Origin of the sequence: Schaalia odontolytica (assembly GCF_031191545.1) — a bacterium.
Lineage (GTDB): Bacteria > Actinomycetota > Actinomycetes > Actinomycetales > Actinomycetaceae > Pauljensenia > Pauljensenia odontolytica.
Genome location: NZ_CP133472.1, coordinates 380,778 through 396,425, shown reverse-complemented (window position 1 = coordinate 396,425; position 15,648 = coordinate 380,778). Strand labels below are relative to the sequence as shown.

The following is a 15,648-nucleotide window of genomic DNA, read 5'->3' as shown; positions in this document are numbered from 1 at the left end:
AGTGGCACCCCGAACAGGACTCGAACCTGCGACCTCTTGCACCGGAGGCAAGCGCTCTATCCGCTGAGCTATCGGGGCAGCTCGGCCAGTTTAGCAGGGTTTCATACGACCATGCGTGACGGTGATGTGTGCCATACTAGGGGGCGTTGCTTGTTAGAGAACTCTTCAGGAGGACACCATGCGCGTTCACATCGGCACCGATCACGCCGGTTTCGAACTCAAGGAAAAGGTCGTCGCCCACCTGCGCGAGGCCGGTCACGACGTCGTCGACCACGGAGCTCATACCTACGATGCGCTCGACGACTACCCGCCGTTCTGCATCGAGGCCGCACAGGCCGTCGTCGATGAGCCGGGTAGCCTCGGCATCGTCATCGGCGGCTCCGGTAACGGCGAGCAGATGGCCGCCAACTGTGTGGAAGGCGTGCGCGCCGCCCTCGTGTGGTCGGATGCGACCGCGCGTTTGGCCCGCGAGCACAACGACGCGAACGTCGTGGCCGTCGGTGCCCGCCAGCACAGCGAGGAAGAAGCTCTCGCCCTCATCGACGCGTTCCTGGAGACGCCCTTCAGTGGCGACGAGCGTCACCAGCGCCGCATCGACCTGATGAAGGACTACGAGCGCTCCGTGCGCGCCTGAGCGACCTGATGGCTGTGGGCTTCCTGAGCGTGCAGCTCTGCGCGTCCATGCGTTCGCTGTTGCTTGGAACTCACAGTTGAGCGCATGAGGTGCGCGCTCCTGGCGTGATGTACACGGGGCGGGGCCGGTGGATCACCACCGGCCCCGTTTCGTGTGCCCGGGCTTGTTCGCGGCGACCGTTGAAATCCCCTCGGCGGGCTTTCATGGGCGTCGGCGGACTTATATGGCTAGTGGCGGGCTTTCATGGTTGTTAGCGGGATTACGTTGCTGTTGGAGGACTTTCGCTGCGGGTGGAGGGCATTCATGGTCTTGGTTGAGCTTTCATCGTCGTTGTTGGCCGAGCGAGTGACCGTTCTCGGGCGGTGCATCGACCACTTGTCGTGCAGGTGCAGACGAGGCTTCTAAGTACGGGTGAGCTCCCGGTCTGTCTGCTTCGTGGATAGGTTCTGAGCTAGCGGATAGCTGACGAACATGCGGATAGGTCATTTGCCTATCCGCAAAGGGCTAACCTATTCGTCTGGCCCTAACCTATCCGTCTGGCCCTAACCTATCCGTCTGGCCCTAACCTATCCGCGAGGGGCTAACCTATTCGTCTGGCCGTAACTTATCCGCGAGTGCGCGGGTATTCATGTCGACTGCGAGTCCGGTGTCATTGTTCTGCCGTTCATGGCCTCGGCGGTATCGCCCGACCAGTCCCTGAGCCCGTTATCCTGAAACCGGTGGCACCACTGTCGGTGATTGAGTGGGCCCGAGTGAAACCGGTGGCACCACTGTCGGTGATTGAGTGGGCCCGAGTGAAACCGGTGGCACCTTTGTTGGCCGATAGTGCCCGCTTTTTGGCTGTTTTCGTGTGTCAGTGGTGGCGGCGGTTTCATGCGCCCGTACAGAACCCGCGTCAGTGGTGTTGATGGTTTCGCGCGGGGGTGTGGGGCGTGCGTCAGTGGTGGTGGTGGTTTCAGTGTGCGGGGAATTTGGTTGTGTGGTTGAAACTGGTGGCACCACTGTCGGTGTTAACCTCAGCTTGTGTGAAACCGGTGGCTCCACTGTTGGTGATTGAGTGGGCACGTGTGTAACTGGTGGCACCTTTGTTGGCCGATAGTGCCCGCTTTTTGGCTGTTTTCGTGCGTCAGTGGTGTTGGTGGTTTCGCGCGCCAGCATAGAAGTCGCGTCAGTGGTGTCCGTGGTTTCGTGCACCCGTACAGAAGTCACGGCAGTGGTGCCGGTGGTTTCACGCGGGGGCGTGGGGCGTGCGTCAGTGGTGTTGGTGGTTTCATGCGCCCGAATAGAAGTCACGGCAGTGGTGTCGGTGGTTTCAGTGTGTGGGGTATTTGGTTGTGTGGTTGAAACTGGTGGCACCAGTGTCGGTGATTGAGGGGGCACGGGTGTAACTGGTGGCTCCACTGTTGGTGATTGAGTGGGCACGTGTGTAACCGGTGGCGCCTTTGTTGGCCCATGATGCCTGGTTTTTGGCTGTTTTCGTGCGTCAGTGGTGTTGGTGGTTTCGTGCGCCCGCACAGAAGTCATGGCAGTGGTGTCGGTGGTTTCAGTGTGTGGGGTGTTTGGTTGTGTGGTTGAAACTGGTCGCACCACTGTCGGTGATTGAGTGGGCACGTGTGAAACTGGTGGCACCGTTGTTGACCCATGATGCCCGGTTTTTGGCTGTTTTCGTACGTCAGTGGTGCCGGTGGTTTCATGCGGCACCTCGCGCGACGGTGCGGGTGCGCCCGCCCGCCCCGGCCGCGCTTTGTGCCCCCGCCCGCCCGCCCGCCCCGGCCCCCCGCCCGGCCCCGCCCGCCCCCGGCCGCGCTTTGCATGCCCCGGGCATCTAGCCCTGGCCGGTGAGCGTCAGGTAAACGAGGAACAGGTTGAGCGCGACGATGACAGCCGCAATGAGGAAACCCACCAAACGCAGGGGGCGAGTGTTCGCGTAGTTGCCCATGACCTCGGGCGAGGCGGTCAGGCGCATGAGCGGAATGATCGCGAAGGGGATGCCGAAGGACAGGGCGACCTGCGAGACGACGAGCGCCCACGTGGGTTCGGCACCCGCCCCCAGGATGATGAGCGCCGGGATCAGCGAGACGAGGCGGCGCACCATGATGGGCACGCGGATGTGGAGCAGACCGTTCATGATCTCGCTGCCCGCGTAGGCGCCCACCGACGTGGAGGCCAGGCCGGAGGCGAGTAGGCCTACCGCGAAGACCGTGCCGACGATGGGGCCGAGCGTTGAGGAGATCGCGGCGTGCGCGCCTTCGATCGTGTCGGTGCCGCTCTGACCGGACAGTGCCGCGGCCGCCAGGAGCAGCAGGCCGATGTTGACCAGGCCCGCGATGCTCAGCGCCCAGTAGATGTCGATGCGGGTGGCGCGCAGGAGGCGCGAGAGGTGCCCCGAGGAATGCCGGGAGTCGCTGGTGGATGGGCCGAGTTCGTCGGCCTCGTGGTCGTTGACCAACGACGAGTGCAGGTAGACCGCGTGCGGCATGACCGTCGCTCCCAGCATGGACGCGGCGACGAGGACCGAGTCGGTGCCCTGGAAGCGGGGGAGGAGGCCGCCGAGCACGCCCGAGGGGCTGGGAGGCGCGACGAAGAGTCCAGCGAGGAAACCCAACGTGATGACGATCAGTAGTCCGACGATGATCGTTTCGAACTGGCGCTGACGCCCGCCGCCTTGAACGAGCAGCAAAGCCATCGAGACGACGCCGACGATGATGCCTCCCCACAGGAGGGGGACGCCAAACAGGAGATGGAGGGCGAGCGCGCCGCCGATGACCTCAGCGAGGTCGGTCGCCGCGGCCACGATCTCCGCTTGCAGCCAGAATGCGATGCGTCCAGGCTTGTGCATCCGTGCCCCCAGGAGGGTGGGCAGGGACTGGCCGGTGACCAGCCCGAGCTTGGCGGAGAGGTACTGGATGACCATCGCGAAGACGTTCGAGGCCACGAGAACCCACACGAGCAGGTACCCGTAGCGCGCACCCGCCGTGATGTTGGCGGCGACGTTTCCGGGGTCGACGTAGGCCACGGCCGCGACGAATGCGGGGCCGAGGAGTGGGATGAGCTTGTGGCGCCGCTCGGCGTCCGTGGTGGTCATGGGTGTTCCTCACTGCTGGCAGAAAATGTTCGGTTACCCGAAACTGTACCCGTCTTGCGGTCGATCGGGGTGGGGAGAGGACGGTCATGGGACGCGTATGTGGCCAGGTTTTCATCCACGAGGCCGGGGAGAGTTCGCGGATGGGAGCACAAACCCCGTAGTCTAAAGGGGTGACTCCTGAAGAACTTGCTACTCTCATCCGCGCGACCCTGCTGGACGCTGCCGCCGCCGGTCGCATTTCGATCGACCCCTCGCTGGTCCCCGACCCCGTGACCGTGGAGCGCCCCCGCGTGCGCGAGCACGGCGACTGGGCGACCAACGTCGCGATGCAGCTCGGCAAGAAGGCCGGCATGGCCCCGCGCGACTTTGCGCAGATCCTCGCCGATGACCTGGCCGCCGCCGACGGCATCGACTCCGTCGAGGTCGCGGGCCCCGGCTTCATTAACATCCGACTGGGCGCGGGTGCCGCTGGCGAGCTTGCCCGCACCATCGTCGAGGCCGGTGCCGCCTACGGCCGCAATGAGACCCTCGCGGGCCGCTCGATTAACCTCGAGTACGTCTCCGCCAACCCGACCGGCCCCGTGCACCTGGGCGGTGCCCGCTGGGCGGCCGTCGGCGACTCCCTGGCCCGCCTCATGGCGGCCTCCGGCGCTGCAGTGACCCGAGAGTACTACTTCAACGACCACGGCTCGCAGATCGACCGCTTCTCCCATTCTCTCTACGCCCGCGCGATGGGTCGCGAGGTCCCCGAGGACGGCTACGGCGGCCAGTACATCGCCGACATCGCCGACCAGGTCCGCGCCGACGCGGCTTCAGCCGGCGAGCCTGACCCGATCACCCTGCCCGAGGAAGAGGCCATCGAGGTCTTCCGCGCTCGCGGCGTCGAGCTGATGTTCGCGGAGATTAAGGAGCGCCTGCATTCCTTCCGCGCCGACTTCGATGTCTTCTTCCACGAGGACTCGCTGCACAACTCCGGTGCGGTGGCCGAGGCGATCGAGCGCCTGCGCGAGCGCGGCGAGATCTTCGACGAGGGCGGCGCGGTGTGGCTGCGCACGACCACCTACGGCGACGACAAGGACCGTGTGCTCATCAAGTCGGATGGCCAGGCCGCGTACTTCGCGGGAGACGTCGCCTACTACCTGAACAAGCGTGAGCGGGGCGCGGACGCCGCCATCTACCTGCTGGGTGCCGACCACCACGGCTACATCGGGCGCATGATGGCCATGTGTGCGGCCTTCGGGGATAAGCCGGGTGAGAATCTGCAGATCCTCATCGGCCAGCTTGTCAACCTGGTGAAGGATGGCGAGCCGGTGCGTATGTCCAAGCGCGCTGGCACGATCGTCACGCTCGACGACCTCGTCGACGCCGTCGGCGTGGACGCCGCTCGTTACGCCCTCGTGCGCGTGTCGATGGACACCCAGGTCGACATCGACCTGGACCTGCTCTCGCAGCACTCCAACGATAACCCGGTGTACTACGTGCAGTACGCGCATGTGCGCACCTGCAACGTCGCCCGCAACGCGGCCGAGCACGGCGTGTCCCGCGATGCCGGTTTCGACCCTGCCGCCCTCGACTCCGAGGCCGACGAGGCCCTGCTGGCTGCCCTCGCTCAGTTCCCCGCGCAGGTTGCGCAGGCCACCGAGCTGCGCGAGCCGCACCGCATCGCCCGCTACCTGGAGTCCCTGGCCGCCACCTATCACGCCTGGTATGGACAGTGTCGCGTGACGCCTCGCGGCGACGATCCGGTCGAGCCCGGTCACATCGCCCGCCTGTGGCTTAACGACGCGGTCACCCAGGTGCTGCGCACCGGCCTCGGCCTCCTCGGCGTGAGTGCCCCCGAGAGGATGTGAGCCGGTGAGCGAGGCGGATTCCGTGCCCGTCGGAACACTGACATGCCCGACCCCCGACGAGCGCCCCGACCTGTGGCCGTGGAGCGCGGCGCGGGAGGGCGGCGTGCTGCGCCTGGGTGGCGGCGACCTGACGGCGGTGGCCGCCGACTTCGGCACGCCGACCTTCGTGCTCGACGTTGAGGCCATGCGTGGCCGCGCCCGCGTGTGGGCCAGCGCGATGGCCGAAGAGTTCTGGGATGGTTACGGCATGAACGGCGGCGACGCCTTCTACGCCGGCAAGGCCTTCCTGAGCGCCGACGTCGCGCGCCTGGTCGTGGCCGAGGGGCTGGGCGTCGACACTGCCTCCCTGGGGGAGCTGACCCTCGCGCTGCGCGCCGGGGTGGACCCTGAGCGTATCGGCCTGCACGGCAATAACAAGTCGGACGAGGAGATCCGCCTGGCCCTCGAGTTGGGCATTCACCGGATCTTCATCGATTCGATGGACGAGGTCCGCCAGATCGAGCGCATCGCCGCGTCGCTCGGCGTGAGTGCGCCCGTCATGGTGCGCCTGAAGTCCGGCATCCACGCGGGTGGTAACGAGTACATCGCGACCGCTCACGAGGACCAGAAGTTTGGTCTGTCACTGGCCACCGGCCAGGCGTACGAGGCCGTGGCCGCCATCAAGGACGCCGCCCACCTGGACTTCCGAGGCCTGCACAGCCACATTGGCTCTCAGATCTTTGGGACCGAGGCCTTCACCGAGGCCGCCCGCATCGTCGTCGACTTCGCGGCGCGCCTGAAGGCCGAGCTCGACCTGGAAGTTCCTGCGATCGACCTGGGCGGGGGAGTGGGCATCGCCTACACTGCCCAGGATCCGGAGCCGACCTCGCCGGTCGAGCTCGCCCGCGCCCTGGCGGGTGTCGTGCGTGAGCGCTGCGCCCACCACGGCCTGCCCATCCCGCACGTGTCCGTCGAACCGGGCCGATCGATTGTGGGACCAGCGATGGTGATGCTCTACCGCGTGGGCGTCGTCAAGGACATTTCCCTGGAAGGCGGGGGAGTGCGCCGCTACGTGGCGATCGATGGGGGCATGTCGGATAACATTCGCCCCGTCCTCTACGGCGCGGCCTACACGGCGACGCTCGCGAACCGCGACCCCGAGCAGGCCCTGGAGTTGGCGCGCTGCCGCATCGTCGGCAAGCACTGCGAGAGCGGCGACATCATCATCCGCGATATCGACCTGCCGGCCGACATCGCGGCCGGCGACCTGCTGGTCGTGCCCGCCGTCGGCGCGTACGGCTACTCGATGGCGTCGAACTACAACATGGCGACGAAGCCCGGCGTGCTCGCGGTCGAGGACGGCGCGGCCCGCTGGTTCATCCGTCCGCAGACGGTCGATCACCTGCTGGCCCTCGACGCCGGCCTGGAGTAACGACGCCGGCCTGGAGTAGACGAAGCAGCAAAGCGGGGAGTGCGTGCGCTCCCCGCTTTGTCGTCCCCGCGGCCTGCTCCCGTCGCGTCGTTCCCGCCTCGCCGTCCTCTTCCGGGGCGCACGTCATCCCCGGTGAACTGGTGTGAGTTGTGACAGCGCTTCGGCGGAAATGCGCGGTCTTAGAAAGTACGGAGAAGGAGCGGGTGAGGGAGTGGCGCGCGCGAGTGATGGGCGGGCCACACTGTGGGCTTAGGTAAGCCTTGGTTTTGTTGTTACTGGCAAACTCTAGGAAGATTGGAGTAGCTGTAAATGCAGTCGAAATCCTGACAGTGACAACCGAAAGTCGAGGAATCATGCGCCGCACTGCCGCACGCATCGGTGTCGTCGCCGCTCTGGCCCTCTCCGTCGGCCTGGCTACCGCGACGGCCCCCGCCGCTCGAGCCGAAGAACCCGGCGGCCTCATCTCCGCACCCCGCGCCGACAACGACGAGATGAACTACGCCATCAATCTTGCGGGCACCAGCCCCGAGGACCTCCAGCGGGCACTCGCCCTCGTCCCGGGAGCCGGCGGCGCCGCCCTGGCCTCTTACCCGCAGATTGGCACCTTCTTCGCCCAGAGCGCCACGCCCTCGTTTGCGCCCGACCTGGCTGCCGCCCTACGACAGGCCGGCATCTCGGTTCACTCGATCGGCCCGACGCGCGTCGCGCCCGTCCTCTACTACGAGCGCGTCGCGCTGCCCACGGATAAGAAGGACGAGGCCCCCTCCCCGCACCCCGGCGCTGCAGGCGGCCTGAACTCGATGCGCGACGAGGCCGCGAGCGCCGCACCCGATCAAGCCTCCGAGGAGATCTTCAACTGGGGTGCCCGCGCCATGCACGCGCGCGATGCTGGGGCGGTGAACGTCAAGCGCGCCCCCGTGACGGTTGCCGTCGTCGACTCCGGCGTCGAGGACACGCATCCGGACCTGGAGGGTCGCGTCGATCCCGAGCGCTCCGTGAAGTGTTCGGTCAACGGCGTGGCCACGCAGGACTTTTTTGGCTGGCGTGATGAGTTCTACCACGGCACGCACGTCGCGGGCATTATCGCCGCGAATCACAACGATATTGGCATCGACGGCATCGCCCCGGAGTCGACCATCGTCGCCATCCAGGCCACCAACGACAACCGCCTTATCTACCCCGAGTACGTGACCTGCGCGTTCATGTGGGCGGCGAGCCACGGGGTGGACGTGGTCAACAATTCCTATTCGATGGACCCCTGGGTTTACTGGAGCCCGACCGATCCCGAGCAGGCGGCCGGCCTGGAGGCTGCGACCCGATCCATCAAGTACGCGCAGGGTGAGGGGCTGGCCGTTATTGCGGCGGCAGGCAATGAAGGCGTCGACATCGACAATCCGACGATCGACAACGGATCCCCGACCGATGTTCCCACGCCGACGAAGAATCGCGAGGTGCGTGGGGGTGTCCGCGTTCCTTCGATGCTTGACGGTGTTGCCCAGGTGAGTGCGGTCGGTCAGGCCTACAACGTGAAGCCTGGGCTTTCCCTGGGTCGCGCCGAGTTCTCCAACTATGGCAACACGATCGACTTTGCAGCCCCGGGCGACCAGATCTACTCCACTGCTCCGCTGCTGTTCTACCGCAGCGGCTACGCCGTCGCGGACGGCACGTCCATGGCGACCCCGCACGTGTCGGGCATCGCGGCACTCATTAAGTCCGTTCATCCCGAGCTCACTGGCGCGCAGGTCATTGACCTCATGAAGAAGCAGGCCGCTGCCAACTACGGACGTCTCAACGCTCCCATCGACGGCAAGGAATACCGCGGTTACGGCTTCCTCGACGCCCTCGACGCGGTGTCGGGCGGTCAGGATCAGGCCGACGAGGCCAAGGCTGGCACGTGGATGAAAGATGCGATCGGCTGGTGGTACCGCTACGAGGACGGCTCCTACCCGGCCTCTACGGCGATTGCGATCGGCGGAGCAACCTATCGCTTCGACGCGCGCGGATACATGGTGACCGGGTGGGTCCGTGAGGCAGGCCAGTGGTTCTTCCACCGGGCCTCGGGTGCGCAGGCCTCGGGGTGGACGCAGGTCGAGGGCACCTGGTACTACCTGGATCCGGCCACGGGCGCGATGGCGACGGGCTGGGTGTTCCTCAATGGCACCTGGTACTACCTCAGCGCTTCGGGTGCAATGGCTACCGGCTGGGTTCGCGATGGATCCACCTGGTACTACCTCACGCCCTCCGGTGGCATGGCGATCGGGTGGCTGCATGAGGGTGATTCCTGGTACTACCTGGGTTCCTCGGGGGCGATGGTCACCGGTACCCAGCAGGTAGATGGGACGACCTACACCTTCGGTCCGGACGGGCACCTGCGGCACTAGGCTGTGCGACGTCGTCACGGCGGGGCCATGCACCTGACGGTGTGTGGCCCCGCCGCGCTGTCAGGAGGCCTCGCGTGCGAGAGCGGGGGAGTGGTTACCCGACAGCGTCGCCTTTGTTGAGGTGATGGCGAATTTAAGTTGGTCTATATTGTGGCGAGTGACAAACTAAAGCATGATACTTCTGATGAGTACATTGTCGTACTCGCCAGACTCACAACTGAAAGTCGAGGAACCATGCGCCGCAATGTCGCACGCATCGGGCTCGTCGCGGCCCTCGCCCTGTCCATGGGCGTGGCCACAGCGACCGCCCCACCCACCCGGGCCGACGATCACACCGGCCTCATCGCGCCCGCCCGCGCCAGCGCGGGCCTGATGAACTACGCAATCAACCTCAGTGGACACTCCAGCTCCGAGGACCTGGCGCGCGCGACCTCCCTGGTCGCTTCCGCCGGGGGCGTCGCCTTGGCTTCCTACCCGGAGCTGGGGACGTTCTTCGCGCAGAGCGAGTCGGCCTCGTTCGCCCCGGACCTGGCGGTAGCGATGGCGAAGGCCGGGATCTCGGTCCATTCGGTGGGTCCGACCCGCGTGGCCGCAGTGCCCGAGGGGGAGCGCGTCCCCGTCACCGGGGATGCGCCTGCCGCGCAGCTCGCGCCGCGGTCCGGCGATCGGAGCCCCGCTCAGTCCGGAGCGCAGTCGGGTGGCCCGTCTTCCCTGCGGGGCGTCAGCGTGAATGAGGCCGATAAGCCCGAAGAGGTCGTCAACTGGGGTGCCCAGGCGATGAGCGCCGCGGATGCAGCCGCCGTGCCGATCGCGCACGCCCCCGTGACGGTCGGCGTCATCGACACCGGTATCGACGACACCCACCCCGATCTCGTGGGGCGCGTGGACACCTCACGGTCCGTATCCTGCGGGCGCAATGGCATCGCCTCCCAGGCTTACGGGGCATGGCGTGACGACTACTTCCACGGCACCCATGTCGCCGGCATCATCGCCGCCAACCACAACGACATCGGCATCGACGGTATCGCGCCGGACACGACCCTCGTGTCCATCAAGGCCTCGAACGAGGACCAGCTCATGTACCCCGAGTACGTCACCTGCGGCTTCATGTGGGCGGCCAGCCACGGCGTTGATATCGTCAACAACTCCTACTCGATGGACCCGTGGGTCTACTGGAGCTCGAGCGACCCCGAGCAGGCCGCCGGCCTGGAGGCCGCGACGCGGGCGATCGCCTACGCGCAGGGTCGTGGGCTCGCCGTCATGGCCTCGGCGGGCAACGACGGCATGGACAACGACAACGTCACGACCGACAGCGGGTCGCCGACCGACCTTGATACTCCGGTCAAGGACCGTCCCGCCTCCGGCGGCGTGAAGGTCCCGGCGATGGTTGAGGGCGTCAGCCAGGTCAGCGCCGCCACGCGTACCAACCCGGAGACGAAGCCCGAATGGGCGAACCTCAAGCGGGCCGACTTCTCCAACTACGGAACCAGCATCGACTTCACCGCGCCGGGCCAGGACATCTACTCGACAGTTCCCACGTCGCTGTATGCCTCCGGGTATGCCAAGACCAGCGGCACCTCGATGGCGACGCCCCACATCACGGGCATAGCAGCCCTCATCAAGGCGACGCACCCGGGCTTCCGGGGCAAGCAGATCACGGACCTCATGCGCAAGCAAGCCGCGATGGAATACACGCGCCTGGAAGCTCCCGACGACGGCAAGGAATACCGTGGTTACGGTTTCATCAACGCGCTGACCACCATGCGCCGCGACCAGATGCAGCCCACCGTTCAGACCTTGCAGTACCGGGTCGGTAAGGGCGAATGGAAGGACGTGGACGGCGCGACCCTGCCGGCCGGTCCCGTCACCTTCTACGCCGAGGCCATCGCCCCGATCAGCCACCTGCACATGGACGTCGCCGGCCTGGCCTCCGTCGACCGCGACGGGTCGGGCAAGTACGGAGACGACCCCCTGGGCGTGTCGATTGAGAACCTGGATCTGGGTACCCTCCTGCCCGAGGGCGCGGACTCCGTGACCGCGCGCGTCCAGGTCAGCGCCACCGGCATCAACCTCGACCGACAGGCCGACGACGACACGGGCCGCGAGGCCGTCTTCACCGTCTCGCGTGACCCGAATGCGGCGGTGCCCCCGGCACCCGCACCCGACGCCGATGCGACGCCCGCGCCTTCCGGCCCGGCCAAGGCCGGCATCACCGCCCCCGCGCGCAGCAACGACCAACTGCCCGCCAACTACGCGGTCAACCTCCCCAGGGGAACAGATCACGCAACTTTCCAGCGCGCCCTCGCCCAGGCCTCGAACCTGCACGGCCTGGTCCTGGCCCAGTACCCGGCCTTCGGGACGTTCTTCGTGCAGGCCGCCTCGCCTACCTTCTCACCCGACCTGGGTGCTGCCCTCGTGAAGGAAGGCATCAGCTATGACTCCATCGGCCCGACCCGGCAGGCGCCCGTCGGCGGTAACGAGGTCATGGTTCCGGTCGACTACGAGACCCGCCTCGCTGCTGACGCCGCGATCGCCGCCGCGCCGAGATCCGACGGCGCGCAGGGAGAGCGGGATGCGGATCTGACGCCGGATCCCCAGACGAACAACGGGTGGCACCTGCAGGCCCTGCACGCCCTCGAGGCGCAGGACGTTGACGTCATGCGAGCACCCGTCACGGTCGGCGTCATGGACCAGTCCATCGACGACACGGTGCCGGACCTGGCCGGACAGGTCGATCACTCCAAGTCGGTGTCCTGCTCGGTCAACGGGGTCCCTAACCGCGACCCCGCGGCCTGGCGCTGGGATGACGCCACCCACGGAACGCACGTCGCCGGATCGATCGCCGCGAAGCACGATGGCGTGGGCGTGGACGGGGTAAACCCGACGCTGCGCATCGCCGCCATCAACGTGGCCTCGCGCAACGGGGGATACTTCTACCCCGAGTACATCGCCTGTGGCTTCGTGTGGGCGGCCGATCACGGGATCTCGGTGACCAACGGCTCCTACTTCGTCAACCCGTGGAAGTACTGGATGCCGAACGACCCCGAGCAGGCGGCTGGCCTGGAGGCCGTGCAGCGCGCCGCCGACTACGCCGCCTCCAAGGACGTCATCAACGTGGTTGCGGCCGGAAACTGGACGACCGACCTGGACAACCCGCCCGCCACCGATGACTCCTCGCCTGGAGACACGTGGGGCGCGTACCAGCGTGATGTGACGGGCGGGGTGTACATGCCCTCGATGCTGCGCTCCACCCTGGCGGTGTCCGCGCTGGCGCTGCCCGAGGGGGAGGACCCGGCCACCGGCATGCTCGAGCCGACGTCCTGGTCGAATTGGGGTGCCACCAGCATTGACTTTGCGGCTCCCGGCGCGAAGATCTATGCGCCCCTGACGAGCTGGTACGGCAAGGCTTACGGCAACCTGTACGGCACCTCGCAGGCCTCGCCCCTGGCGGCCGCCGTCATCGCGACGCTTCGCCAGGTCCACCCTGAGATGAACGCCGAGCAGATCATCGCCCTGGCGAAGCAGCAGGCGAGCGACCTGTCGAACTGGGGGCGCCTGAAGCCCGTGGAGGGCCGCGAGTACCGGGGTGCGGGCCTGCCTAACGCCCTGGACGCGGTCCTCAAGGACCAGGCGAAGCCTGAGATCGGCGCCGTGGAGTACTCGACCGACGGCACCACGTGGCGGCCGTTGGCCGGGGAGACCCTGGCCGGGCGCGTCTTCATCCGGGTGACCGTCACCGGGCCTGTGACCTCCGCGCGCCTCCTCGTCGGTGACCGCGAGGTCGCGACCGGCACCGGTAGCGGTGCCTTCGAGGGCAACTTGGTGACGCTGCAGGCCGACGGCGTGGACGTGTCCCACCTCAAGGGCGCGGGGCGCTACGCGGGCGCCGCGACGCTCACTGTTGAAGCCATGGGGCGTAACAACGATGCCCGCGCGGACGATGATGCGACGCTCCAGGTTCCCTTTACGGTGAGCTCCGACCAGGTCGGCCCCGAGGACGCTCGCTCGGGCCGGTGGGTGTCCGGCGCGTTCGGCTGGTGGTGGCGCTACGAGAACGGCACCTACCCGACCTCGACGCAGCTGCGCATCGATGGGGCGATCTACCGCTTCGACGTGCGCGGCTACATGGTGACCGGCTGGGTCAGTGAGGGCGGACGCTGGTACTACTACGGCCCCTCCGGCGGCCAGGCTTCGGGCTGGGTCAGCGTGCGCGGCTCCTGGTACTACCTGGATCCCATCAGCGGCGAGATGGCCAGCGGCTGGACGAAGGTGCGCGACACCTGGTACTACCTGGGGTCCTCCGGCGCCATGCGCACCGGCTGGTTGCGTGAGGGTTCCACCTGGTACCACCTGTCCGACTCGGGTTCGATGGACACCGGCTGGGTGCGCCTGGGCTCGTCCTGGTACCACTTCGCCCCCTCCGGCGCGATGAACAGCGGGTGGCTCAAGGACGGGGACTCCTGGTTCTACCTGTCGACTTCCGGGGAGATGACGACCGGTGAGCGCTGGATCGACGGCACTCGCTACGTGTTTGATGAGCAGGGCCGTCTGCTGCAGTAGTCGCGACGAGGCCGGGGATCCTTCCCGGTCGAGCGTCAGAGAGGGGCCGCGCATGCTTTCTCGTGCGCGGCCCCTCGTGCGTGGAGAGGGTGGTTTCCTCGTTGGACTGCCATTATGTATTCGATAGTGCAAGGCGAGAATTTCGTATACGATATTCACTATGAGTGAGCGTCTTCTTCATGGAAACCCCGTCAGCGATGAGCAGATTCAGGCGTGGGCCGATGAGGCTGAGCGCGGCTATAACCTGACCAAGCTGGCGCCCCCGCGTCCGGGCCGCCCTTCGGTCGGGAAGGGGCCGGGAGTGGCTGTCACGGTGCGTTTGGACGAGCAGACGCTCAGTGCGCTGATGGTACGTGCTACCTCTGAGGGGATCGATAGCCGTTCCGACGCGATACGTGCAGCGGTGCGCGAGTGGACCCATATCGCCTAAACTGCACGCCAGTGCACGCAAGCATTTTGGGCGCGACCGGCTCACAGATGAGTCCGTCCTGTATGCCTATGAGCATGCCCTGAACTCTCGCCCTCTCGATGATGGGGATGACCCCAGGCGGTGGCTCGTGGTGGGCATTGGCCAATCTGGACGCGTTTTGGAAATGGTCGTCTTGATCTTTGACAGTGGCGGTGAACTCCTCATCCATGCGATGAAGGCACGCCCGCAATTTCTGGAGGAACTTCGATAGCCCTGTTCTCGGAGCCTCTTGGTGCGAGAATCTTACTCCGTTACCCTGCTCGGTTGGATGTGAAGCCCGCCTTCTCGGTCGTCGTGCCCAGCGTATTGGGTGGGTTAGTGGCCTTGTTTTTCTTCCCAGGTGTCGGTGTTGCTAATCAGTAGGTGGTTGAGGCGGAATGGGCCTGTGCGCAAGTTGTTGACGGTTTGTTTATGCGGCTGTGGTCCGGGCCGCTTGGTGTAGTTCGTATTCGATGGGGGATCTGCCTCCGAGGCTAGTGTGGATGCGGTGGCGGTTGTAGAAGTCTTCGATCCAGGTGGCGACCCCGGTGTAGACCTGAACTCCCTCCCGGCTGAACGCTCAGGGGTCGCGCACCGTGACGTGCGCGGCCCCTCGTGCGTGTCGCGCCTGCGCCGGAGAGATGTCGTGGGAGTCCCGTTCCCTCGGGACCTATTTCGTACTACCCTGATGTCTATACGAAACCATGGAGGTGAACGCGTGCGAGTCCGGGTTCATCCTCGCGTCCATCGACCTCATAGTGACGTTGAGGACGACGATGTCACAGTGGCCTTCGAGGGTACGTTGCGTTCGCGTGCGCGCGATACGCATCCGATCCAGTGGGTCGGAGTTGGCCTCGACCGCAAGGGTCGGCTTCTGGAATATATTGCGGTTGAGGACGAACCTGATGGATGGCTTGTTTTCCATGCGATGCTGGTAACGCGAGCGGTGCTCGCAGAGGTTGGTTTAAGGAGGTAATGATGGCGACGCATACGTCAGCTGATGGTGCGACCTTCACTGATGAGGATCTGGAGCGTTGGGGGAACGAGGCCGAGAACGGTGTGCCCTACGGCGGGAAGCATCTCGGTTCGTCTGTGGCCGGACGCCCGATTAGCGTTGGTGTTGGTGCTAAGCCGTTCACCCTCCGTCTTGACCGTTCTCGTCGTGCCAAGCTCGCTGAGGTGGCTCAAGAGCGCGGTACGACGCCGTCGCAGCTTGTGCGCGACCTGATTGATTCGCTCGAGTAGCCCTACGCTCCGCGATGACTTCTGAGTCGCGCAG

8 protein-coding genes and 1 tRNA gene are annotated in these 15,648 nt (G+C 66.0%); 7 read left to right on the top strand and 2 right to left on the bottom strand.

From position 1 onward, the window contains the following. Positions 1-2 precede the first annotated feature (2 nt). Positions 3-78, bottom strand: a tRNA-Arg gene (locus RDV55_RS01725). Between the two features lie 100 nt (positions 79-178). On the opposite strand from RDV55_RS01725, the gene RDV55_RS01720 reads away from it, so the two are divergent. Next, entirely contained in the window at positions 179-634 is a 456-nt protein-coding gene (locus tag RDV55_RS01720; protein WP_003794677.1) for a ribose-5-phosphate isomerase, read from the top strand. 1,825 nt (positions 635-2,459) lie between these two features. Here the strand turns inward: RDV55_RS01720 and RDV55_RS01715 are convergent. Further along, positions 2,460-3,719 (bottom strand): Nramp family divalent metal transporter, encoded by a 1,260-nt coding sequence (locus RDV55_RS01715; RefSeq protein WP_111822825.1) that lies wholly within the window; start codon positions 3,717-3,719, stop codon positions 2,460-2,462. Positions 3,720-3,889: 170 nt separating this feature from the next. On the opposite strand from RDV55_RS01715, the gene argS reads away from it, so the two are divergent. The 6 genes from argS (at position 3,890) to RDV55_RS01680 (ending at position 15,614) form a co-directional block, all read left to right on the top strand. After that, entirely contained in the window at positions 3,890-5,569 is a 1,680-nt protein-coding gene (gene argS / locus RDV55_RS01710; RefSeq protein WP_111822826.1) for an arginine--tRNA ligase, read from the top strand. Positions 5,570-5,573: 4 nt separating this feature from the next. Further along, entirely contained in the window at positions 5,574-6,980 is a 1,407-nt protein-coding gene (gene lysA / locus RDV55_RS01705; RefSeq protein WP_111822827.1) for a diaminopimelate decarboxylase, read from the top strand. Between the two features lie 353 nt (positions 6,981-7,333). Continuing rightward, positions 7,334-9,361: a S8 family peptidase gene (locus RDV55_RS01700; protein WP_111822828.1), complete on the top strand. Its 2,028-nt coding sequence runs from the start codon at positions 7,334-7,336 to the stop codon at positions 9,359-9,361. A 234-nt stretch (positions 9,362-9,595) separates the two neighbouring features. After that, positions 9,596-13,921: a S8 family serine peptidase gene (locus RDV55_RS01695; RefSeq protein ID WP_111822829.1), complete on the top strand. Its 4,326-nt coding sequence runs from the start codon at positions 9,596-9,598 to the stop codon at positions 13,919-13,921. Positions 13,922-14,081: 160 nt separating this feature from the next. Then, entirely contained in the window at positions 14,082-14,351 is a 270-nt protein-coding gene (locus tag RDV55_RS01690) for a ribbon-helix-helix protein, CopG family (protein ID WP_111822830.1), read from the top strand. 993 nt (positions 14,352-15,344) lie between these two features. Then, positions 15,345-15,614 (top strand): ribbon-helix-helix domain-containing protein, encoded by a 270-nt coding sequence (locus RDV55_RS01680; RefSeq protein WP_111822832.1) that lies wholly within the window; start codon positions 15,345-15,347, stop codon positions 15,612-15,614. The last annotated feature ends 34 nt before the right edge of the window (positions 15,615-15,648 follow it).

Excerpts from the sequence above, each read along its gene's own strand:
- RDV55_RS01695 (WP_111822829.1), top strand. The coding sequence starts at position 9,596 with ATGCGCCGCAATGTCGCACGCATCGGGCTCGTCGCGGCCCTCGCCCTG.
- RDV55_RS01680 (WP_111822832.1), top strand. The coding sequence starts at position 15,345 with ATGATGGCGACGCATACGTCAGCTGATGGTGCGACCTTCACTGATGAG.
- RDV55_RS01700 (WP_111822828.1), top strand. The coding sequence starts at position 7,334 with ATGCGCCGCACTGCCGCACGCATCGGTGTCGTCGCCGCTCTGGCCCTC.
- RDV55_RS01715 (WP_111822825.1), bottom strand. The coding sequence starts at position 3,719 with ATGACCACCACGGACGCCGAGCGGCGCCACAAGCTCATCCCACTCCTC.
- RDV55_RS01720 (WP_003794677.1), top strand. The coding sequence starts at position 179 with ATGCGCGTTCACATCGGCACCGATCACGCCGGTTTCGAACTCAAGGAA.
- RDV55_RS01690 (WP_111822830.1), top strand. The coding sequence starts at position 14,082 with ATGAGTGAGCGTCTTCTTCATGGAAACCCCGTCAGCGATGAGCAGATT.